Genomic DNA, 22,658 nt, shown 5'->3' with positions numbered 1-22,658 from the left:
GTATCAGGCATCGGCGCCAGTCCCGTCGTCATCGACGGCGAACGCCTGTTTGTTGTTGTGTCTTGCTGCCTCATGCCTCGGTGCCCTCCCCATGCCGCGGGTCAGTGGTACGTCGGTCCTGTCGGTGCTGCCGGTCCTTTATTTCTTGTCTTACTGAATTCAACTGGCGGCGCTGTCCCGTTAAGGGATGCGACGCCCGGTCAGGCGCCGGTGGGCGGTGCGTGTCGTCGTCGCGACGGCGCCGAACCGCCGCACGAGGCGCGGACCACCAGCTCGGTGCCGGCCACGTGGCGCGGCGGCACCACCATGTCCTCACCCGATTCGATCATCTGCGCCAGGCGCTCCATAGCCGTCTCGCCGAGCTCGGCGATGCGCACGCGCACCGTGGAGAGCGGCGGCGATACATAGCGCGCCATCGGGATATCGTCGAAGCCGCCCACGGCGATGTCGCCGGGAACGTTCACGCCGGCCTCGGCCAGGGCGGAAAGGCAGCCGATGGCCATCATGTCGTTGGCCGCGAAGATCGCGTCCGGACGGGGATTCATGCCCAATATCGCCTGGGCGGCGCGGAAACCGGACTCTTCGCTGAAATCGCCGTTGATGATCAGCTGGTTGGCGCCCAGGCCATTGGCCTCCAGCGCCTCGCGGTAACCGTTCTCGCGCTCGCGCACATCGTTGTTGGCCTCGGGGCCGGCAATGAAAACGATGCGGCGGCGGCCGTGGTCCACCAGGTGCTGCACCATCGCGCGGGCACCGCCGCGGTCATCGATGTCCACCACGGCGTGCCGATGCCCGGGCACGTGGGTATTGATCAGTACCGCCGGCGTGGGCGTGGGCATGTTCTGTTCGATGAAGGCTTCATCGGCGTGCGGCGTCATCACCAGGAAGCCATCCACCCGTCCCTGCATCGCGCGCAAGGCCGTTGCCGCTTCCTCGGCGTCGCCGTGGGAGCTGGAGACCAACAGGTGCAAGCCCCGGGCGCGCGCGGCGAGGTCAATGCCGCGGATCAGTTCGGAGAAGAAGGCGCCGTGCAGATCCGGCAGCAACGCACCGATGGTATGGGTGCGGCGGGTAATCAGGCTGCGGGCGGCGCTATGGGGTACGTAGCGCAGGCGCGCAGCCACTTCACGGATGCGCTGCTGGGTTTCGGCGGTGACGCCGCCATGGCCGTTCAACGCGCGCGACACCGAGGCCACGGACACGTTGGCCATGCGGGCGACATCTTTGATCGTCACACTCACGCGTTCGAAACCCCGATGCGACCCTATCCGGGTGCTGTGGCGCGGAACGTAAACGTTTTCATGGGGGTTTGTAAAGCAATCGAAAAATGGCCGTTGGTGCGTTGCCACGTAAACGCTTACATGGACCTGCAAGAACCTGCAGGTTTAGCGATAACTGTCTGATTTGAATGATGTATAGGGCACGTGAAAAGGCTGCTGCACTGCAACGCGAAATGTTAGCCGGCAACAGCCCACACACTGTTCATATCGCCGCTTCGCGCACGTCGCGCGGTGGCCCGGGCCAGGCTTGCGAAACCCACGGCCATGCCGATGCAAGTGATGTTCACCGCCAGGGCCGCCCCGCCGCCTTCCACGCGCAGGCCATGCAAGGCGATATCGGCAATGGCCACTGCCAGGCTCAGGGCGGCCGTCAGCCACAGCAGATCCACTGCCGCGCGTGCGGGCCGTCGCCACAGCGTCCATCCGAACGCGGCGGCCAGTGCCACGAAAAACACCGGCTTGACGATCATCGTGGCGTCGGCGCCAGAAGCTGCCGCCACCAGGTTGGCGCAGAACGTCACCGCGATGGCTGCGCACGAGCCCAGGCACAGCCCCACCGTAGCCGTCGCCATCGCGCGCACCTTCAGCGGCTGATCGGCTGAGCGGCGCTTGCGCCGCGATTCGATATACAGAAGGTTGCCCGAGTAGAACAGGAAGGCACCGGCCAGCCCCAGCAAGAAGTACAGCCACTTCACCGCGGTGCCGCCGAAGGTGCCGAAGTGCAGGCCAAAGATCGCCGCATAGGTCGCATGGTTGGCGTCGCGCGCGCCAGTCACCTGCACGCGCAGCACGCGTCCGTCCACCGCGCTCAGGGCCACGCTTCCGTATTCGCCCAACGTTTTTCCTGAGCGTCCGCGCACTTCCACCGCTGCGTTGCGATCGCCGTACTGCAGGTAACGCATGTAATCGGGATCGAAGCCTTCCGCCCCCGAGGCCAGCGCCACGGCGCGCGCCTTCTCCACGGCCACATGCGGTGGCAGCATCGGCGCTTGCACCTTGCTGGCGGTGATCGTTGGGCTGGCGCCTGTAAGCGAATCTTCCAGCGGCACGAGCTTGCCGTCGAAGGCCATCACGTTGAAGGCCACCATGGCGATGGTCATCAGGCAGATCAGCGCGCCGGTGATGGCGAAGATCACATGGAAGGGCAGGCTAAGGATGCCGATCACGTTGTGGGCGTCCTGCCACAGGCGTTTGAGGTTCCTGCCCGGACGCAACGCGAAGAGGTCCTGCACCAAGTGCGGCAGATGGATAAGCACGCCGCTCAGCAGCGCCACGCCGTAGACGATGGACACCAGGCCCATCAGGTAGATGCCAAGCTCCGGGATGCCCAGCGTGTAGTGCAAGGAATAGACGAAGTCGGCCAGTCCTTCGCGCTCATCGTCCTCGCCTCGCGGCTTGGCATCGTCCAGGCCCTGAACGTGCCAGTCCTTGTCGAACCAGTACACCGCCACTTCGTGCGAAGGATGATCGCCGGGCAAGGTCATGCCGATCTGCGCGCGCGCGGCCGGATGTTCGTCCACGATCTTCGCCATCAGCGCATCGCCGCGCGCGACCAGGTTGGTGGACACCGCCGGCGGATGCGGCACCGCCCAGGTATCGATCTCATCGTGGAATACGCTCAACGCACCTGCGTAGAACGCGATGAACAGCGCGAAGCCCGCGATCAGCCCGGTCCAGGTGTGCAGCTCCGTCAGCCGACGGCGCGTTTCTGCCCTCACGAAGGCAGGCCCGGCAGCGTGCGCTGGGCGATCCACAACGCCGCGAAAGCCGCCAGGTTCGCCACAGCCATCCAGCCCCAGGCGCGCGAGGCGGTGCGATACAGGAAGGCGGCCAGGATCAGCACCATATAAAGAGGAAAGAACACGACCACCGCCGGCACCAGCACGCGGATGCTGCCGCCAGGCCAGCACAGCACGGCAAGCCCGGTAAGGGCGATGGCCAGTGTCAGGCCCAACAGGACGCCGGCGAGGCTGCGGCCGATCACGGTTGCCGCTCCCGGGCGGAGGCGGGTTTAAGCCACCACGCCACGTAGGGAAGGGTGATCCCGCCGAGCATCAGCGCCGACAGGGCGCCGAAAATGCCGGGAAGGGTGTCGATGGAGGCGATCGCCAGCGCCAGCGCCGCCACGGCAAGGACCCAGCCGGCCATGCGCGCAGCCCGCCCGGCACGCCGGGCCAGCAGGCGCTGCTGGGTGCTGGCGATGTACCAGAAGGCCGCGGCCGAGGAGGCCAGGAGGATGGCGAAAATGATCATAACGAGAATTATTCTCGTTTAGAGGTCGCTTTTCAAGAGCACGGCCCCTCGAAAGCGCGTCGGCGGCCCTTCGGGACGACTGCCCCACAACTATTTTGCTTTGCCTGTCGATCCAGCGCTCTGCCGTTCGACGTAAGGACAGAACCCGCGCTCCAGTCCATGGGCATGCGGAGGTGGTACCCACCGCTACAAACTGGGATGGACTTATGTCGCAACGTGAGTCACTGAATCGGGCCGCATCAGCGAAGGATGGTGAAGCGATCACCGTCTTCGGCGAAGGACGGGGGTTCCGGGTCGTCTGGCTGCTGGAGGAGATGGGGCTGCCGTACCAGCTCAGGCCGGTGGATCTGTTGGCCGGCGTCGAGGATGACGCAGAGTTCCTGGCGATCAATCCCGCCGGCTTCATTCCAGCGATGCGGGACGGCGACGTCACGATGGTCGAGTCCATTGCGATCATGGAATACCTGATGGCCCGCTACGGGCCGACGCCACTCGCACCCGGACCGCACGACCCTGCCTTCCCCGCTTACCAGCAATTCCTTCACTTGGGCGAAGCCGGTCTCGCCGCCTCCATCTACTTCGTCGTTGGCGCGCGCAATTTCGCGCCAGCGTCCGAGCGGCAGAACTGGAGCGCTGGCCAGGCGCTGGAAGTTTTCGAGAGCCGGTTGATGCTGGTCACGCAGCAGCTTGCGCGCACGCCCTATCTTGCCGGCGAGACGTTCACGGCGGCTGACATTTCGGTGGCCTATGCCCTGGGGTTGGCCCGAAGAAGTGGAGGCATCACCCTCGGCGAGGCAGAGCAATCCTATATGGCCCGCATGAGCGCACGCGAAGGCTACCAGCGGGCCATGAATACATGTCACGCCACGAGGGCGTGGCTTGCTCAAGCGCCCATTCAATGATGTGAAACACGACAGCCAACCTTGGAGACAACCATGAGAAAGCTAGTGCTGAAGATGTCCATATCCCTGGACGGCTTTGTCGCCGGACCGAACGGCGAGCTCGACTGGATGTTCCGGTCGTCGGCCCCCGATTCCAGGGCGTGGACCCTCGGTACGCTTGCCGAAGCTGGCGCACACATCATGGGCAGCCAGAGCTACGGCGACATGGCGGCGTTCTGGCCCTATGCGGAAACGCCGATGGCAGCGCCGATGAACGACGTCCCCAAGGTGATTTTTTCGAAAACGGGAATCAAGGACGGTGCGCTGGCGGATCGGCTGACGAAGACGTTCGCCGAAGCTAAGGCACTCAGTGCGAAGCAGCATGGCGTTACGCCAACAGATGCCGTTCTTAAGTCGTGGACCGAACCCACGGTGGCACGTGGCGATCTCGCGGAGGAAATTCGCCGGCTGAAGGAACAGCCGGGCAAGATCATCCTTGCCCATGGAGGCGCCCGCTTCGCGCAAAGCCTCGTCGCCTCCGGGCTGGTTGACGAGTATCGACTGGGCATTCATCCCATCTTACTGGGCCAGGGCTTTCCACTGTTCTCCAAACCGCATAGCCCGGTCGATCTGAAATTGATCAGCATGACCACTTTCAGCACGGGCGTTGTGGGGGCAATCTACCGGCCGGCATAGGAGAATTTCCATGGCTAAACTTATCTACGGATTGAACCAGTCCCTGGATGGCTACATCGACCACCAGGCATTTGCGCCGGGTGCGTCGCTCTTTCGCCACTTCATAGAGCAAGTGCGCAACCAGACCGGCATGGTGTACGGCCGCGGCATGTACGAGGTCATGCGTTACTGGGACGAAGACTTGCCCGATTGGGATGCGGCGGAACGCGAGTTCGCAGCGGCGTGGCAAAGCAAACCGAAATGGGTCGTGTCACGCTCGCTTAAGTCAGTCGGCCCGAACGCCACCCTTGTCGCCGATGACGTCGAGGCGGCGATGCGGCGGTTGAAGACAGAACACCCCGGGGAGATCGAAGTCGCCGGCCCAGACCTGGCGCGAAGCCTGGGCGATCTTGGCCTCATCGACGAGTATCAAATCTACCTTCACCCCGTCGTGGTTGGCAGCGGCAAACCGTTCTTCGCAGGCCCTAGGCCGCCGCTGCGCCTCGTGGCCAACGAGTTGATCGTCGAGAACGTGATCAGGCTGACGTACGTTCCTGGCTAGTGGCGCGGCATCGGCTACTTTTGAGCATCATCCGATCGGCTTTGCCATCCAACTTTGAGACCATTCGGATGGAACTGCGCCTGATGTTTCTGGGATCATTCGTGGGTTGCCAAGACATCGGCAACCGGGTGTAGAAACCCATCACCAAGTCGGGCCCCGCAACTTCGGTTGCGGTGTTCGATTATTCCGTCATTTGGCGGGCGACCAGGCGGGCGTAAGCCCGGCCGGACTTGGTGCGGTTTTCTACCCTGGCTCGCCCGCCGCCCTCACCCTTAAAGCAGGCAAGATGCGTGGCGAGTCATTGAGGGCGAATGGACGCGCCTGGCGTGCTCACGCGTGCTCTGCACCACCGGTAACGTTCGACACCAGGGGCACTGGTGCGACGCCGGGCGCGTTCATTCGCCTGATTCGTTGGGATAGCTAGAACAATGTCGACCAGCCGCCAAGGAGACGTAAAGATCATGCACCTTACGCCTTCCTTCCGACGAGTTGAATCGACGCGCATACGCGGTTCCTGTTCAACAGAAGAGGAACGAACGCGAAAGCCATTCCAAGAAATGCCAAGGCAAGAACCACTAGCGAGTCGACGCTCACCAGAAGTAGCGCCGCCAACGCGGCGCCCAAGGGGTCGGCTCCCCAATTGACGAATCTCGACGCCGACGCAACGCTTCCAACCATATGCTGCGGGGATCGCTCCTGGCGAAGAGTGGTCTCTGCAATGACATTCACCAAAATCGCCACTTCCCATGCCACGAAAGTCACGCAGATAAATGCGGGCGCGTACCTCGGGACGAAGGCAGCAATAATCAGCGGAATTCCAGTTGGGAGCAGACTGGTCATGGACCATATCGCTGCTTGATAGGCGCCATAGCGACCAATAACAAATGGCGCGACGAATGCCCCCATGCTGCCACCAACTGCTGTGATGAAGAAAATCGCAGCGACGCCGGCAACGGAAATACCCGGCACTTTCAGTGCGTAGAAGGTGAACACCGCGAAGAAGGCCGCAATTGTAGGCGGTCAACCGGTACGCGATTCAGGTCGGAATGCTGCTTCAAATAGCTTCCTTGAATGCCACGGCGGATTTGCGATGCAACACCTGATGCGTACGGCAGCGCGACTATAGATCGATCTAACCCTCGATCTGCTTATGCCGCAATGCAACATGTGAAGCGCATGTATATGTGCCGAAAATCAATAACCTGACTACGTCACATTTAGTTTATCTCGTGGCAAAAAATCGTTGACATCGTTGTCATCGGCCCGGAAGAATCGACTCATGGGGTGGCCGATAAGGGGCTCCCGGGGCCTGTTCCGTCGGCGTCCCCACGACCGGGCGGCAGGCAGGCAACACATCACGCAAGACCGATCGACGCGACCACTGGCGACTTGAAGCCCGTGCGCTCTCGTTCGGCCCGAAAAACGGAGATCCACATGCGCCTTCGCTACAACGCCCTTTCCCTCGCCGTCGCCGGCCTCCTCGCCTCGGGCGGCTCGTTTGCCCAGGACGCCACCAGCCAGCCGGTGCCAGCGCCCGCCTCGTCCAGCACCGCTCCAGTTCCGCCGGCGGCCAGCCAGGATCCGAACGCTGCCAAGGGCGCCACCCCAGGCCAGGCGCAGACGCTTTCCACGGTCACCGTCACCGGTATCCGCGCCAGCTTGCAGAAGTCGCTGGAGCTGAAGCGCAACGCCGACTCGATCGTCGACGCCATCTCCGCCGAGGACGTAGGCAAATTCCCCGACACCAATGTCGCCGAATCGCTTTCGCACCTGCCGGGCATCAGCGTGGACAGGAATTTCGGCGAAGGCGACAAGGTAAGCATCCTGGGCACGGACCCCGCGTTGAACCGCTTGCTGCTGAACGGACAGACGCTCGCTTCCACCAACTGGACGAGCGATCCGAACAACCCGGACAGCCGCAGCTTCGATTACAGCCTGCTTACTTCGGAAATCATCGGTAACGCGCAGGTCTACAAGACACCGCAGGCGAAGATCGACGAAGGAAGCATCGGCGGCACGGTGATCGTGAACACGCGCAAGCCGCTGGACCTCAAGCCCAACACGCTCACCGGCACCGTGAGCTACGGCTACAACGACCGCGCCGATACCGGCAAGCCGAATGCATCGGCGCTCTATAGCTGGCACAACGACGAAAAAACCTTCGGCATCCTGGGATCGGTGATGCATTCGGACCGAATCATCGACCGCCAAGGCACGGAAGTTTTCGGCTATCAGAGGGTCAACGACCCTACCGATACCAATCCTGACCATCAGTTCGCACCAGGCGTGGTGGCGCCGGGCGCCACGGGCGTCTATCCCACGGCGATCAACAGCGCCTGGTTCCAACAGGAGCGCAAGCGCGATGGCGTATCCACCGGCATCCAGTGGAAGCCCAACGAAGGTTTCGAGCTGAATTTCACCGGGCTGTATGTCACCGAGAAGTTCAACAACTACAACCAGAGCCGCTACGGCGACTGGTCCGGTAGCGCGCCCGCCGCCACGGCGCTTGGCATCACCAACGGCGTGGCAACCAGCGGCACGTACGGCGCCACCGCGCCCACTTATCTGGATGGTTACGAGCGCGAGTCGAAGGTAAACACCGGTACCGCGCAATTGCGCGCCGACTGGTACGGCGATGGCTGGACGGCCTCGAGCCAGGTGGGCTACACCGGTTCCACCGGCGGTTCGCAAGGCATCTATAACGTGCAGTTCCAGGGCATGGGCGGCTACAGCTGGAACCTGGACGGCCAACACCCGCAGATCAACTACAACACGCCGCCCACCGATGCGAACGCGATGCTCGCGCACGGCGCGGGCTTCAGCTATGCGCCAAGCTACGATCGCGAACGCTATTTCCAGGCCGATTTCAGTCACGACGTGTCGTGGGGACCGATGAACCAGGTGGAGGTGGGCGTGAAGGCGTCCAACCACTACAACGGCCAGACCGGCTACGCCGCCACCATTCCCTCGCCTGATGGCAGCGGCGTGACCCTGGGCGACGTGGCGGGTAGCGGCACACCCGATGGTTTCCTGGATGGGCTGGACGGTACGCCTTCCATGAAGGACTGGACCACCATCAGCAAGCTTGGCCTGAAGCACTACGTGCAAAGCCTGGGCACCGATGCGCCGATGGACCCGAAGGCCACCTATAGCATCCAGGAACAGAACCGCGCCTTCTACCTGCAGGGTGATTTTGCCGGCGATAACTACCGCGGCAACATTGGCGTGCGCTACTACCACACGCGCGACACGGTGAACGGCTACAACAGCATCGGCGACAACACCTACGCCCCGGTGGACAAGCACAGCGCGTACAACGGCTGGCTGCCCTCGTTCAACATCGCCTACGATCCGATCGAGGATCTGACCCTGCGTTTTGCCGCTTCCAAGGCCATCGCCCGGCCGCGCTACCAGGAGATGACACCTTATGTCGCGCTGGACGACCGCACGCTCACGGGGTCTGGCGGCAACACGGACCTGAAGCCCTACAAGTCGACCAACTACGATGCCTCGGCCGAATGGTATTTCTCGGAGAACAGCCTGGTGTCGGCTGAATTCTTCTTCCGCCGGATCTCCGGGTACATCCTGAACACCAATGTGCCCGAGGTGTTCTTCAACCACACCAACAATGTCAACGACACTTACCAGATGGAGATCCCGGTGAACGCCGGGGTGGCCAAGGTGAAGGGCGTGTCGCTCACCTACCAGGGGAATTTCGGTGGCGGTTTCGGCATGTTGGCCAACTACACCTACTCCGATGCCAGCACCAGCAACGACTTCCCGCTGCCGTACAACTCGAAGAACTCGTTCAACCTGAGCCCCTACTTCGAGCAGGGTCCCTGGAGCGCGCGGGTGACCTACAGCTGGCGCTCGGCGTACTTCACCCAGATCGCCCAGTTGCAGTCGCAGCAGATCACGGGCATCTTCCGTGAACTGGATGCTTCCATCGGCTACCAGGTAAACGACCACATGCGCGTGTCGCTGGACGGCACGAACCTGCTGGACGAAACCTACTTCGTGTACAACAACACGCCGGCCCAACCGCTTAACGCGTACAAGAATGGACGGACCTATATGCTGAGCCTTGGCTTCAAGCTATGAGATCCCACAGGGGGACGCTACTGCTGGCATGCATGTGGCTGGTCGGGGGACCGGCCCTCGCCGACGGCGTGACACGCCAACCGCTGGACCAGGGCTGGCAATTTCGTCTGGCCGCAAGCTCGACCGCAGCCAAAGACCACGCCGACGCCACGACCTGGATGCCCGCGCAGGTCCCGGGCAGCGCGCAGACGGACCTGCTTGCCCTGGGCAAGGTGCCTGATCCTTACTACCGCGACAACGAAGCCGCCCTGCAATGGGTCGGTCTAACCGACTGGGATTACCAGCTCACCTTCGACGCAGGCGCCAAATCCGCTGCCGGTGAGCACGTGGAACTGGTGTTCGACGGGCTGGACACATTTGCCGACGTCGAACTCAATGGCAAGCCGCTGCTCAAGGCCGACAACATGTTCCGCCAGTGGCGGGCGCCGGTGGAGAAGTCCCTGCACCCCGGGTCGAACACGCTGGTGGTGCATCTGCATTCGCCGATCGCACGCCTGCTGCCGTGGCTTCTCAAGCAGCCTTATGCCCTTCCCGGGGAATTCGATACCGCCTTCGGTGACGAGCCGAAGGGCAAGCAGACCTCCAACTACGTTCGCAAGGCCAACTACCAGTACGGCTGGGATTGGGGCCCGCGCTATGTGACGGTGGGCATCTGGCAGCCGGTGTGGCTGGAGCGCTGGCAGGGATGGAAGCTTGAAGACTTCCACGTGGCGCAGTCCCGGGTGGATGCGGATGTTGCCGAGCTTCAGGCCCAGTTTGATGTCCGCGCCGACAAGGCCGGCCCGGCCGAAGTGCATGTGGCATGGACGGCACCGGACGGGACAAAGGGCGAAAATAGCCAGCAGGTGATGCTCGTTGCCGGCCAGAACCACCTGTCCATGCCCGTGCATATCGACCATCCGCAACGCTGGTGGCCGGTAGGTTACGGAGCACCGAATCTCTACCACTTCGATGCCACCGTGTCGGCCAACGGCAAGGAAGTCACCTCCGTGTCCCGCGACACCGGCCTGCGCACGATCGAACTGCGGCGCGACAAGGACAAGTGGGGCCGCGGCTTCGCCTTCGTGGTGAACGGCGTGCCCATTTTTGCCAAGGGCGCCAACCTCATTCCGTTCGATAGCTTCCCAAGCCGCGTCACCGATGCACGCATGCAGTCGGTCTTGCAGTCGGCCGTCGATGCCAACATGAACATGTTGCGCATGTGGGGCGGCGGCACGTACCAGAGTGACGCCTTCTACGCGATGGCCGATCGCATGGGGTTGATGATCTGGCAGGACTTCATGTTCGGCGGCGCCATTCCGCCTTATGACAAGGCTTTCCGCGACAGCGTGCGCATCGAGGCCACCGAACAGGTGCGTCGCCTGCGCGACCATCCCTCCATCGTCTTGTGGGCTGGCAACAACGAAGTACAGACCGGCTGGGAATCGTGGCCCGACCGCGAAGAGCTGCGCAAGGCCATCCCCAAGGAAGAAACCGCGCGCATCGAGAACGGCATGCGCGAGCTCTTCGACCATACGCTGCGCGGCGTGGTGACAGACTTAAGCCCAGGTGTGCCGTACTGGGCGAGCTCCCCCAGCACTGACTACGAAGGCAAGGCCAACGTCGAGACCGACGGCGATTTCCACTCCTGGGAAGTGTGGTCGGGTTCGAAACCCATTGCTCATTACCTGGATGCCACGCCACGCTTCCAGTCCGAGTACGGCCTGCAGTCGTTCCCGGTGATGGCCACGCTTGAGAGTTTCGCCAAGCCCGAGGACATGGCCGCCGAATCCACCGTGATGCGCGCGCACCAGAAGTTCGACAAGGGCAACGGCAACCAGCGTCTTCTTCTTTATATTCGCCAGGAGTATGGCGAGCCGAAGGATTTTCCCTCTTTCGTGCATTTGAGCCAGCTGATGCAGGCCGAGGGCATCGAACTTGCCGCCGAACACCTGCGTAGTGCACGGCCACAAAGCATGGGTTCGATGTACTGGCAGCTCAACGATGTCTGGCCCGGGGCATCGTGGGCGAGCGTCGACTACTTCGGCCGCTGGAAAGCGCTTCAGTACCGCGCGCGGCATTTCTATGCGCCGGTGGACGTGGTGCCCATCCGTCGTGACGGCAGCACCCAGGTATCGGTGGTGTCCGACCGTACGGAGGTTTTCGATGCACAACTGCGCACGCGGGTGATCGACTTCGATGGCCGCGTGTTGCGCGACGATACCCGGCCCGTGCACGTTGAGAAGCTGGCCAGTACGCCGGTAACTACTACTACCGACGCTGGTTTCCTCGGCAAGGCCGATCCGGCACGCACCGTGGTTTCCTTCGATCTGATCGAGCATGGCACCGTGGTTGCGCACCATCTGTTGTACTTCGGCGCCGCCCGCGAACTGAAGTTGCCCAAGCCGGATATCGAAGCGACGCTTCACAAGGATGGCGGATCGATCGTCGTGACCGTACGCGCCAAACGCCTGGCACGCGGTGTATGGATCGATTTCGGCGATCTCGATTCACGACTGTCAGACAACGCCTTCGATCTACTGCCTGGCGAAAGCGCAGATATCCGCGTTTCAGGTAATGGAGACCTTGACGCGCTACGGCGAGCGTTGAAGGTTGAATCGGTAGTGGACTGGACCAAAGGCGGCGCGTCGCACTGAACGACGCCGGCGCCAGACAAGGCGACCGGCATGACGGACAAGCAGGTTTCGATGGCATGGGTGACCGCCGCGGCGAGCTTCGGCTTCGCCCTGGTGCAGCTGGATGTCTCCATCGTCAACGTGGCCCTGCCGCACATGGCGAGCGACCTTTCAGCTTCGACCGCCGGGCTGCAATGGGTGGTGGATGCGTATGCACTGCCCTTCGCCGCCTTTTTGCTGACGATGGGATCGCTGGGTGACCGCGCGGGCGCTCGAAAGGTGTACTTGGCGGGATTGGCCGTGTTCGCCGCGGCGTCGGTGGCCTGCGCGCTGGCGCCCACGCTGGCATGGCTGGTGGCAGGACGCGCGTTGCAGGGTGTTGGGGCGGCCGCGATGCTGCCTACGTCGCTGAGCATGGTGAACCACGCTGCAAAGGGCGACCGCAAGGCGCGCGCCAGGGGCGTGGCGTTCTGGACGGCTGCCGGCGCCGTGGCCATTGCCGCCGGTCCGCTGGTGGGCGGCCTGCTGGTGGGTACCGTGGGCTGGCGCGCGATTTTCCTGGTGAACCTGCCGTTCTGCCTGCTGGGCGCGTGGCTTACATGGCGCGTGCCGGCTGTGCCAGGAGATGGCTCGCGCGGTATCGACCTGAAAGGACAATGGCTGTCGATCGTCATGCTCACCGCGGCGATCACCGCGATCATCGAGTCGCGGCCACGCGGCGTACTGGATCCGCTGGTACTGGGTTGCGCTGTGGTGGCTGTGATGTGTGGGGTTATCTTCGTCCACGTCGAGCGCCGCGCAAAGGAACCGATGTTGCCGCCTTCGCTGTTCAAACGTGCGCAGTTCAACACGGCGATCGCGTTCGGGTTCGTGGTGAACCTCACGTACTACGGCGTGGTATTCATCCTTAGCCTTTACCTGCAGCGTATCCATGGATACAGCCCGATTCGCGCAGGCCTGGCCTATCTACCCCTCACCGCTACCTTCGGCGTTGTGAACATTGCCAGTGCTTGGTTGATCTCGTCGATGGGCCCACGCGTGTTGCTGACCGTGGGCGCGCTTCTTGATGCCGCGGGCTTCGTGATGCTGGCGCTGCTTACCGGCGACAGCAGCTATTGGGCGATGTTGCCGGGCTTCCTGTTGCTGCCTGCGGGCATGGGACTGGCGGTGCCGGCCATGACCACCAGCGTGCTGGAAGCGGTCGACGCGGCTTCCGCTGGCGTTGCCGGCGGTGTTCTCAACGCGGTCCGGCAAACCGGCGGCGCGATGGGCGTGGCCATGTTCGGGGCCCTGGCCGGGTCCGGCACCGAGCATCTGGCCGGTGGCCTGCGCCAGGCGTCGATCGTGTCGGTGGTGATGCTGCTGGCGGCGGCGGGGTTCGCCGCACGATACATGCGCCATGACGACGGGCAGAACGCAGCCAGGTAGCAGCACGGCTTGCCTGGTGTCAGGATGGGAGCCTTGTTTTCTTCCGTGGGATAAAGGAGGACTCATGAAAATCCTGCTGGTAGGTGCAAGCGGCACCCTGGGCATGGCGGTACGCAAGGAACTGGGCAACCGGCACGAGATCATCGCCGCCGGTCGCTCGTCTGGCGACGTTCGAGTGGATCTCACCGACGAGGCAAGCATCAAGGCCATGCTGGACAAGGTCGGCACCGTCGACGCCATCGCCAGTACCGCGGGCCATGTCACCTTCGCCCCGCTGGCTGAACTCGATGCCGCGGCGTTTGCCGTGGGCCTCAACGACAAGCTGATGGGACAGGTGAACCTGGTCCGGCATGGTGTTGCGCATCTTGTCGACGGCGGTTCGTTCACCCTGATCGGCGGCATCCTGTCGGAGCATCCGATCCTTGCCGGTGCGTCGGCAAGCATGGTGAACGCGGCCCTGGAAGGCTTCGTGCGCGCCGCCGCGATCGAACTTCCGCGCCGCATCCGCATCAACGTGGTGAGCCCCACGGTGCTGGTGGAATCGATGGACACGTACGGGCCGTTCTTCCGCGGCTTCGAGCCTGCCCCAGCGTTCCGCGTGGGGCTGGCTTACAGTCGCAGCATCGAGGGCGCGGCTACCGGACAGGTGTTGAAAGTCTATTAGGCCTCGGGCGGCTCGTCATTTGTTTCGCACTGGCACTTCGATGTAGCTGGTGGTCAGCCAACGAATGGATAACGGCGCGCCGGAATCCCGGGCGGTTTCGTCACTGACGTCCATGCCGGTGCCGTAGTTGATCTGTCGGCCGCTGTCCTTGATGACACTCAATACCATCACCAGGCGGCTCCCCGCCTGGAGTTGACGGCTCATCAAATGATTGCCCTCGACGATGAGATGCTGCTCCTGTCCGGGTATCAGAAGCTGACGATGCGTGCGATCCGCTGCATAGCTGGCGCGGGTCCAGAATTGGCTGAGCTGTACGTAACGGCCTTGTGAGGTGAGTTCGTACAGATCAATTTCGACGTCAAAGTCCTTTTTGTTGGTGATGAAGTCGAGCCGACCGGAAAAAAGGCCGCTCAGTTCGGTTGGCGCATCCAATGGCTGGCTGGTGAATGCAAGGCCGTTGCGCGTGTCGATGGCGGTGTCCACCACGCCGCCTCCCATCGGCGGCGGCTGCAGATCGCTTCGGTCGGCGAGGTTCACGGTAAGGGGGATGGCCTCGCCCTTTCCGGAAGGCGCCTTTTCATTGAGCGCGAGGCCATGGTCGTCCGCCGCGCCGTCGGCAAGATAGAAGCGCAGCTTGGCATTGCCCATGGCCGACAGGGATGGCGCATGTTTCCAGACGTTGGCGCCGGTCACCTCATAGTTGACCTTGTCTCCAAGCAACGCGGGCCTGGGCGCTCGCTTGAACACATAGTCGAACCACGCGTAGCGAACTTCGTACATGTCCAGCTGTGCCACCGGGTCGACGCTCAATCCTGCAAGGGTGTCGATCAGGTTGCCCTGCTCGTCCAGGACACCGTACTGCGCACCCAGGTGGTGATAGGGGCCGATCAGCAAATAGTGCTCCGACGTTGGCGCGTACTTCTCCAGCTGCTGGAAGTAGTAGATCGCAGCTCCCGGTCCGCCGTAGTAGTAGCCGGCTACTAGCAACACGGGAATGGTGACGCGCGAAAATTCCTTCCGGTACGGAATCATGCCCTGCCAGTAGCTGTCGTACGACGGGTGCGAAAGCCATTGGTTGAAGGTGGGGTTTGGCGACCCGTCGATTTTCTGCAGGTCGCGGTAGGCCCGGCCGCTTGCGTACCAGGCCTGGTCCAGATGCCGCCAGCGTTTGGTATCGCCGTAGACCGCCTGGTCGTTGAATTTCCCGTCGAGCGTGAAAAACGGCCACGGGTAGACGAAGCTCCAGAACACATTGCCTTCCATGGGAACGTCGATGCCGGGCCCAACGGGGGCGCTGGGCATGATGGCCTTCAAGGCCTTGGGCATGCGCTTGGCGGCCGCCCACTGGGTAAAGCCGTTGTAGCTACCGCCGTACATGGCCACGCGGCCGTCGCTCCACGGCTGGGTACTGATCCAGTCGATCAGGGTGCTGGCATCGTCCGCGTCCGTCAGGTAAGCCGAAGCCTTGCCGGGACTGCACACCTTGCCGCGCGTAAAGCCCGCGACGCCGACATAGTTATGCGCCGCCGACAGGCGTGCCCTTCCACGGATGGCTTCAGGGGAGGACGCGTAAACAGTGAACTCAAGCAGCGCCGGCAGTGGCCCTGCCTTTTTGGGGCGCATGACGTAGGCACAGACGCTGGCGCCGTTGCCTTCCTTGATCAGTACGTTTTCCTGCGTGACGTATCGGCGCGCGTCATCCTCCTGGATAAGCGCAGGCACGAGCGGTAAAGCCTCCCTGAAAACCGTGGCGGCCAGATAATCGGTTATCAGGCGAATGGCATCGGCTTGCTTGAGCGCTGACTGGCTCTTTGTCGCCTCCAGGTCCTCCTGAAAGGTCGCCTGGAGCTCCGCCGGATCCGTTACGGTGAACGTGCGTGCGACTTCGGCAGACGGCCAGTCGTCCAGCGTGGCGAAATGATCGCGGAATGCCTTGCTGTACGCCTGAGCGTGCTCAAGATGGCCGGCGGCCTCGTTCAGGCGGGCATCGGCATGAATCTCATACGGCACGGTGACCCATGCCGCGCGCGAGGGAATGACCTCCTGGCGGTGCAGCCGATCACGCAGATCCGCCATGCTGCGTAGTGCCTGTTCGTACCTGCCGGATACCAGTTCGATCCGGTAACGGCGGTCAAGGTTAGCCAGGCCGCGGTCGTCCGGAAGGTCGCGCAGCACCCGGGACGCCAGGTCTGCCATGTCCTTTTGCAAGATCGCCGGATCCGGCGCCGGCTTTGCCGTCCATGCATACGACTGCGCAAACGCAGGCAGGGGCATGGCCAGGGCGAGAACCAGCAGGGCCCTGGCAAGCGGCTGGGGCAAGGCAAATACTTTCATTGGATGATTGTCCCGGAGGTTCACATGCCCAGCCGGTGGCCGGGCCTGATGTCTAAGCCAGGGGAATCATTCCGGAGAGCCAGGGAAAATGGCCGGAAAATCGGCGAATGAACACGCCGGATCGGCGAACGGTCAAATGACGCGGTCGCGTAGCAGCCTGGCTCCCGTCCGGCTGGTGGAAATGGTCTGTCCGGTTTCCATGTGCAGGAGCAATCGTCCCCCGCCGGCGGGCTCCGCCCGGGCGATGCGATCGACGTTGACGATCCACGAGCGATGGACCCGGGCGTACTTGGCCGGATCGAGCGAGCGGGTGAAGTCCGCCAGAGTCATGCGGACCAGGTGCTTACCCGAAAGGGTCTGGACTTCGGCATAGTCGTCCGCACCAGCAATGCTCACCACGGTATCCATGTCGATCGGGCGAAGTTCGTCCCCGATCCGGACGAAATAGCGTGAAAGTTCAGGATCGGCACGGGTATCGCCGGACGGCGCATGCCATGGGGCATCCTCGGGCTGGGGAGTCAGCTCCGCGGCGCCGGGTGCCGGCGCTGCCAGCGAGGGCGTGAGGGGCGCCGTATCGTGACGCCCGCGTTGGGCCTGCAGATAAGACATGGCTGCGATGAGCGCATAGGTCGTTACGTTCTCCAGTGATTGCCACGCCAGCCCGCCTGGCGAGAACGGCTTCACCAGGAAGCCGGAAGGCCCCCCACCGTTGAACAAGCCCAGCAGAACGATCAGCAGGCCATAAGACAGCGTGGAGAACGCGGCGCAAAGGGGAAGGTGGGCCAACAACTGGATGGCGGCGGGCTTCCCCATGAGTTTGCCCAGGATGATGCGGCGAACCATCGCTCCAAAGATCACCACGGGGATCGTGTTGGCGACGCCACCAAGCAGGCTTTCGCGCACGTCCAGCTGCAAGGCCAGCCGGATCGTAATGGAGTAACCCACAAAGACGCCGGCAATTGCCAACAGGTCGAAATGACGCTGCTTCATCCTCTTACCCGGCCTTGATCCTGGATCTCGACGCGGAGCGTGCAGCGTTACGGTCCTGGCATCAAGCTTTCGAACGCCCGGCCTGGTCCATCAGGCGCGCGAACCTGCCTGCCAGGGTACCGCCGCGTGCATCCGTCCAACGGTGCGTGCGGCAAGTTCGCCGACAAAATGCAGGGCAGGGCCCGGGTCGTCGAAACGGAACGAGTGGTAGTGCGCACCGGCCCACTGCGCCAGCACGGTGTGCCATGGCCAGCGGCCTTGCCCGCGTTGCGCCCACACGGTACCGATGTCGCGGTACAGGTCCACGCAGCCCTTGCCCAGGGGATAGGCTGGACTGGCAGCGGACACGGGCAAGCCCATGGCATCGGCGTACGCCATGGCGCACACGTTCACGCCGCATCGCGCGGCGAATTCCACATACGTCCACGCCCGCGTATTCACTTCCAGCATCCGGTGCGTACCGTCGCGTCGGTCATGCTTGAACTCCGCGCTGAAGATCCCGCGGTAGTCCACGTGCGCCAGCAGCCGCTTCACGTCCTGCACGGCGTCGGGAATATCGCCCAGCGCGATGGTGTGGCAGTACGAGCTGTTGCCGAAGTCCGGGGGAGAAATCCTCACCCTTCGGCGGGCGAACAAGGCCGTGATGTTGCCCTGCGCATCGCGGAATCCGTCGACGAACACATGGGCGTCGGGGGGTCCTGGAACGTATTCCTGCACCATCACCCGGAAGCCCATGCCATCGAACCGCCGCCAGGTATCGAGCAGTTCCGCGCGCGTGGCCACCCAGAATCCCTTCGCGCCGGTCATGTCGCTGAAGGCTTGTGAATTGACTGGTTTGACGAAGACGCGGTCCAGTTGCTCGAACGGCACCTGGTCGAGATCCGCCTCGACATCGATGCGATACGTGCGCGGATGGGGCAGGGCAAGTTCGCCGGCCAGCGCCGCGAAACGGGATTTGTCCTGCAGCAGGGCCTGGGTGGCGGCCGAGCTGTTGCTGGTGGGGAAGCGGGCGGCAAGGTCGTCGGGAAGCGTGGTCAACCAGAGCGCCGCATCATCGGCACCGGGAATGATCACGGCCTGGTCCAGGGGCATCTGGCGCAGCGCGTTCCATCCTTCCTCACCCAGCTGTCCTTGCCAGGGCTTAGGCCCGGGCGTGGGTTGAAACCAGCGTGAATGAGCCACGTGGTCGCCCGATGGCGCGGCGACAGTGCAGGGTATGCCTGCCATGCGGATGCACCTGAGCATGCCCAGGGCCGTAGGGCCACGGCCCAGCACGATCGCCGGCACGCGTTGCGGTTGAATCCCTGCCATCTCACACCCCCGCCAGTGGGCCTTGCAGCCGGCCCGTACGCTTCCCCGCCTGGCCGCAGGGCCATCGCAAGTCGCGACACCAGCTTATCCATTGCCCACGGCGGCGCCCTTACACCTGAAGCGCTAGAAAATTTTGCGTCCCCCTGGCCGAACGGCCTGTCCCGTCGAAACCCGGCCGAAAGGCAATCGCGCGGCGACCGGTGACCACCGGGCCATGCGCACGGGGTGTTTTCCGGTGCATGCTGCGCGCCTATCGCTCCATGGAGCACGCAGCGTGGCCGACGGCACCGACATCATCAGCCTGGTTTCTCCCCGGCCCCAGTCACGGTGGCGGCCGTGGCTGCTGTTGTTCGGGTTTTGGACCGTGATAGCGCTCTTCAGTGCTTTGAGCATGTACCTCAATGCCCTGAGTGAAGACGAGAAACGCAGCCTGCGGCAGTCCTTGGCCTACAGCCTTCCGGAATTCTGGCTTTGGTTCATGCTCACGCCGGTGGTGGTGTTCCTTGGCAACCGCACCGCACGTGCAAGCTGGGGCCGGTTCGCCCTGGTCCACGTGCCCGCCAGCCTGGTGCTTGGCCTGGTGCATGGCGCCACCACGCTCACCGTGCTTTACCTCACCGCCGGCCGGCCGCCGTCGCCCACGTGGACGCTTCCCCACCTGTTGAAAGTGGAACTGATCTACCAGGCGCATTTGGCCGTGCTGATCTACTGGGCGGTGCTGGGCGTATCGCGTGGCGCGGATTCACACCGCCGCCTGCGCGATGAACGCCTGCGCTCCACCCAGCTCGAACAACAACTGACGCAGACCCAGCTGCAGGCCTTGCGGGCGCAGCTGCAACCGCACTTCCTGTTCAACACGCTCAATGCGATCTCCGCGCTGGCGCTGAGCGACCCGCCGCTGGCGCGGGTGATGATTTCCCGCCTGGGGGATTTCCTGCGCCTGACGCTCGAGGACGACCAGCAGCAGCACGTGCCGCTGCGCCGGGAGCTTGAGTTCCTGGATTGCTACCTGGGCATCCAGCGCGTGCGTTTCGGTGATCGGCTGGTGACGGATTTCGCCATCGACCCGGATACGCTCGATGCCTGCGTGCCGCACCTGATTCTTCAGCCGTTGGTGGAAAACGCCTTGCAGCATGGCCTTCTGCGGCTTGCCGAAGGCGGCACCCTGCGCGTGGCCGCGCGGCGAGATGCTGGGCAACTGCACCTTACCGTCGAGGACAACGGCCAGGGACTTCCACTTGGCGCCATCCGCGAAGGCGTGGGACTGGGCAATACGCGCGCACGCCTTGAGGCGTTGGGCGGCAGCGCGCTGGGGATGCGCAAAGGCGCCGATGGCGGCACCTGTGTCGAGATGAGCCTGCCCTACCGGGCGGCCACTGCATGACGCCGCTGCGCTGTCTTCTCATCGACGATGAAATGCTCGCGCGCCTGGCCCTGCGACAGGCGCTGGAACCGCACACGGATATCACCGTGGTGGGCGAGTGCGGCAATGCCGAGGAGGCTATCCTCGCCGTCGATCGCCTGCACCCGGACCTGGTCTTCCTGGATATCCACATGCCCGGCATGGACGGCCTGGAACTGGCGTCGCGACTGCCCGCGGGCGCGCTGCCGTGGATCGTCTTCGCCACCGCTTACGACACCCATGCCTTGCGTGCCTTCGATGCCGGTGCCATCGACTACGTGCTCAAACCGATCGACCAGGACCGCTTCGACCACTGCATCGCGCGCCTGTTGCAGCGATGGCGGCAGATGGAAGCGCCACCCACGCGCTTCCACGCCCTTGCCACTGCTGCGCGGCGCATGAGCGTGCGCGTGGGCGAGCATCACCGGGTGATCCGCGTCGCCGATATCGACTACGCGAGCGCTGAAGGCAATTACGTGTCCCTGCATGTGGGCGGGGAGTCGATCCTTCACCGCGAATCGATGAAGAACCTGGAGCTGGAGCTTGGGCCTGAGCAATTCCTGCGCATTCACCGCCGGACGCTGGTGAATGTCGACCGCGTCCGCGAGGTGCATCCGCTTTTCCATGGCGATGCCGAGATCGTGCTGCGCGACGGCACCCGGCTGACCCTGAGCCGCCGGTTCCGGGACGCCGCCAAACCGGTGCTTGGCTTGCGTTAGGGGTTAGCCAAGGCCCATTTCGACGCGGGTGCCGTGGGCCGTTCGTGCCCGGTTGGGCGCCGTTCGTCGCGCCTTCGGCGCCATCCATCCCAAACGGGGTGCCCCCGGTTTGCCGCCGGGACTAATGTCCTGGCTGACCGAAGAGGAGTGACCCGTCATGCGCATTCGTCTTAACCCCGTAGCCTGCCAATCCATCGTGCTCGCCGTCTGCCTCGGCATGCCGATGCCGCTGATCGCCTCCCTGGCCAACCATGCCAATGCATTGCCCCAGGCCGAAGCGGCCGCTACCAGCCCCGCCACCTCCGCCGCCGCAGACACCGCCCCGGCCGCCGTCCTCGGGAGCGTCATCTTCGACAGCCGCGTCATGACCACAGGCTCCATCGTCGGCTGGTAACCGCGACCCCTCATAAGGGGTCAGAGTCATTACCCGGCGACACCCTTGTGGGCCCCGATCCACCATCCAGTAGCTTCTCGTTAAAATGAGTGTTCTGATCCCCGGGCACCGGAGCGAGTCGCGCATGACCATCCAGAACTTCTATCCGATCGGCAGCCCAGGCGTAGCTTGGGGTCCTGCGGAGACCGCTGCGTGGCTTTCCCGGCAAAGCCGGCAACGCAGCTACGAGGCGGATGTGCTGCGCGCGGTCGACGAGCTGCGCTCGCGCTTTGATGTGGTGGAGTACGGTCAGCTGGATTACAGCCCGGACCATTACCCGCTCGTGGCTATCAAGAGCCGCCCTTGGCGTGATGAGTTGCCCGTGGCCCTGGTGACAGGCGGCGTGCATGGCTATGAGACCAGCGGCGTACACGGTGCGTTGCAGTTTATCGAGCAGCACGCGTCGGCTTATGAGGGCAAGATCAATCTGATCGTTGCGCCGTGCGTCAGTCCATGGGCCTACGAGCGCATCCATCGCTGGAACCCGCAGGCGGTGGATCCGAACCGCTCTTTCCGCCAGAACAGCCCAGCGCCGGAATCGGCGGCGCTCATGGGTCTTGTCGAGCCGTTCGATGTGCTCGTGCATATCGATCTGCACGAGACGACCGATACCGACGAAACGGAATTTCGGCCGGCGCTGGCGGCTCGCAACGGCATGGACTTCGAACCGGGCACGATTCCCGATGGCTTCTATGTGGTGGACGACACGGAGAATCCGCAGCCGGCGTTTCAGCAAGCCATCATTGCGGCGGTCGCCAAGGTCACGCACATCGCGCCAGCCGACGGGAAAGGCCAGATCATCCGGTCGCCGGTGGTCGCTCCCGGGGTGATCAACTATTCTCTGAAGAAGCTGGGGTTGTGCGCAGGCATGACCAACGCACGCTACACCACGACGACCGAGGTGTATCCCGATAGCCCGCGCGCCACGCCGGAGCAGTGCAATGCAGCCCAGGTGGCGGCGGTGTGCGCGGCGCTGGATTTCGTCCTGGCGCACAGGTAACGGCGCATGC

The 22,658-nt window shown here is 63.5% G+C and carries 19 protein-coding genes; 11 read left to right on the top strand and 8 right to left on the bottom strand.

What is annotated here, in order from left to right; all coding sequences use genetic code 11:
• Positions 1-200: 200 nt before the first annotated feature.
• The 4 genes from NDK18_RS14795 to NDK18_RS14780 all read right to left on the bottom strand — a co-directional run bounded on the left by NDK18_RS14795 (position 201) and on the right by NDK18_RS14780 (position 3,533).
• On the bottom strand, positions 201-1,241 hold the full coding sequence (locus NDK18_RS14795; RefSeq protein ID WP_345777084.1) for a LacI family DNA-binding transcriptional regulator: 1,041 nt from the start codon (positions 1,239-1,241) through the stop codon (positions 201-203).
• 215 nt (positions 1,242-1,456) lie between these two features.
• Positions 1,457-2,998: a PepSY-associated TM helix domain-containing protein gene (locus NDK18_RS14790; RefSeq protein ID WP_250628201.1), complete on the bottom strand. Its 1,542-nt coding sequence runs from the start codon at positions 2,996-2,998 to the stop codon at positions 1,457-1,459.
• Positions 2,995-3,264, bottom strand: coding sequence for a hypothetical protein (locus NDK18_RS14785; RefSeq protein ID WP_250628200.1), 270 nt, complete (start codon positions 3,262-3,264; stop codon positions 2,995-2,997). The genes NDK18_RS14790 and NDK18_RS14785 overlap by 4 nt, the downstream gene beginning before the upstream one ends.
• Complete coding sequence (locus NDK18_RS14780; RefSeq protein WP_250628199.1) at positions 3,261-3,533, bottom strand: hypothetical protein; 273 nt, start codon at positions 3,531-3,533, stop codon at positions 3,261-3,263. Before NDK18_RS14780 ends, NDK18_RS14785 begins: the two co-directional genes overlap by 4 nt.
• Before the next feature lie 206 nt (positions 3,534-3,739).
• On the opposite strand from NDK18_RS14780, the gene NDK18_RS14775 reads away from it, so the two are divergent.
• The 3 genes from NDK18_RS14775 to NDK18_RS14765 are packed head-to-tail and all read left to right on the top strand — an operon-like array spanning position 3,740 to position 5,651.
• Positions 3,740-4,435, top strand: a complete 696-nt coding sequence (locus NDK18_RS14775) for a glutathione S-transferase family protein (RefSeq protein WP_250628198.1) — start codon at positions 3,740-3,742, stop codon at positions 4,433-4,435.
• Between the two features lie 33 nt (positions 4,436-4,468).
• The gene (locus NDK18_RS14770) at positions 4,469-5,110 is read left to right on the top strand and encodes a dihydrofolate reductase family protein (RefSeq protein ID WP_250628197.1); all 642 of its coding nucleotides are present in this window, start codon (positions 4,469-4,471) and stop codon (positions 5,108-5,110) included.
• 10 nt (positions 5,111-5,120) lie between these two features.
• Positions 5,121-5,651: a dihydrofolate reductase family protein gene (locus tag NDK18_RS14765; RefSeq protein ID WP_250628196.1), complete on the top strand. Its 531-nt coding sequence runs from the start codon at positions 5,121-5,123 to the stop codon at positions 5,649-5,651.
• 468 nt (positions 5,652-6,119) lie between these two features.
• On the opposite strand, the gene NDK18_RS14760 is transcribed toward NDK18_RS14765, so the two are convergent.
• A complete protein-coding gene (locus NDK18_RS14760; RefSeq protein ID WP_250628195.1) occupies positions 6,120-6,644 on the bottom strand; it encodes an MFS transporter in 525 nt (174 codons plus the stop codon).
• Between the two features lie 441 nt (positions 6,645-7,085).
• Between NDK18_RS14760 and NDK18_RS14755 the strand changes: the two genes are divergently transcribed.
• The 4 genes from NDK18_RS14755 to NDK18_RS14740 all read left to right on the top strand — a co-directional run bounded on the left by NDK18_RS14755 (position 7,086) and on the right by NDK18_RS14740 (position 14,459).
• Positions 7,086-9,752 carry a TonB-dependent receptor gene (locus tag NDK18_RS14755; RefSeq protein WP_250628194.1) on the top strand — a complete coding sequence of 889 codons (2,667 nt, stop codon included), beginning with the start codon at positions 7,086-7,088 and terminating at the stop codon, positions 9,750-9,752.
• Positions 9,749-12,388, top strand: coding sequence for a beta-mannosidase (locus tag NDK18_RS14750; RefSeq protein ID WP_250628193.1), 2,640 nt, complete (start codon positions 9,749-9,751; stop codon positions 12,386-12,388). The genes NDK18_RS14755 and NDK18_RS14750 overlap by 4 nt, the downstream gene beginning before the upstream one ends.
• 30 nt (positions 12,389-12,418) lie before the next feature.
• Positions 12,419-13,795: an MFS transporter gene (locus NDK18_RS14745; RefSeq protein WP_250628192.1), complete on the top strand. Its 1,377-nt coding sequence runs from the start codon at positions 12,419-12,421 to the stop codon at positions 13,793-13,795.
• A gap of 64 nt (positions 13,796-13,859) precedes the next feature.
• Positions 13,860-14,459: a short chain dehydrogenase gene (locus NDK18_RS14740; protein WP_250626172.1), complete on the top strand. Its 600-nt coding sequence runs from the start codon at positions 13,860-13,862 to the stop codon at positions 14,457-14,459.
• A gap of 15 nt (positions 14,460-14,474) precedes the next feature.
• Here the strand turns inward: NDK18_RS14740 and NDK18_RS14735 are convergent, their stop codons facing one another.
• The 3 genes from NDK18_RS14735 to NDK18_RS14725 form a co-directional block, all read right to left on the bottom strand.
• Complete coding sequence (locus tag NDK18_RS14735) at positions 14,475-16,793, bottom strand: CocE/NonD family hydrolase (RefSeq protein ID WP_250628191.1); 2,319 nt, start codon at positions 16,791-16,793, stop codon at positions 14,475-14,477.
• Between the two features lie 132 nt (positions 16,794-16,925).
• A complete protein-coding gene (locus NDK18_RS14730; protein WP_250628190.1) occupies positions 16,926-17,783 on the bottom strand; it encodes a LytR/AlgR family response regulator transcription factor in 858 nt (285 codons plus the stop codon).
• A 90-nt stretch (positions 17,784-17,873) separates the two neighbouring features.
• A complete protein-coding gene (locus tag NDK18_RS14725; RefSeq protein WP_250628189.1) occupies positions 17,874-19,094 on the bottom strand; it encodes a carboxylate--amine ligase in 1,221 nt (406 codons plus the stop codon).
• Between the two features lie 274 nt (positions 19,095-19,368).
• Here NDK18_RS14725 and NDK18_RS14720 point away from each other — a divergent pair, with 274 nt between their 5' ends.
• From NDK18_RS14720 to NDK18_RS14705, 4 genes are all read left to right on the top strand, one after another.
• Complete coding sequence (locus NDK18_RS14720) at positions 19,369-20,478, top strand: sensor histidine kinase (RefSeq protein WP_250628188.1); 1,110 nt, start codon at positions 19,369-19,371, stop codon at positions 20,476-20,478.
• Positions 20,475-21,215, top strand: coding sequence for a LytR/AlgR family response regulator transcription factor (locus tag NDK18_RS14715; RefSeq protein WP_250626167.1), 741 nt, complete (start codon positions 20,475-20,477; stop codon positions 21,213-21,215). The genes NDK18_RS14720 and NDK18_RS14715 overlap by 4 nt, the downstream gene beginning before the upstream one ends.
• Before the next feature lie 157 nt (positions 21,216-21,372).
• Entirely contained in the window at positions 21,373-21,609 is a 237-nt protein-coding gene (locus NDK18_RS14710) for a hypothetical protein (protein WP_250628187.1), read from the top strand.
• Positions 21,610-21,733: 124 nt separating this feature from the next.
• Positions 21,734-22,648 (top strand): M14 family metallopeptidase, encoded by a 915-nt coding sequence (locus NDK18_RS14705; RefSeq protein WP_250626165.1) that lies wholly within the window; start codon positions 21,734-21,736, stop codon positions 22,646-22,648.
• Positions 22,649-22,658: the final 10 nt, after the last annotated feature.

The sequence above is a fragment of the Pinirhizobacter soli genome (genome assembly GCF_015905305.1).
In the GTDB taxonomy this organism is placed as follows: domain Bacteria; phylum Pseudomonadota; class Gammaproteobacteria; order Xanthomonadales; family Rhodanobacteraceae; genus Pinirhizobacter; species Pinirhizobacter soli.
Note: the sequence above shows the minus strand (reverse complement) of the source record. Positions and strands in the feature narration are given on the sequence as shown.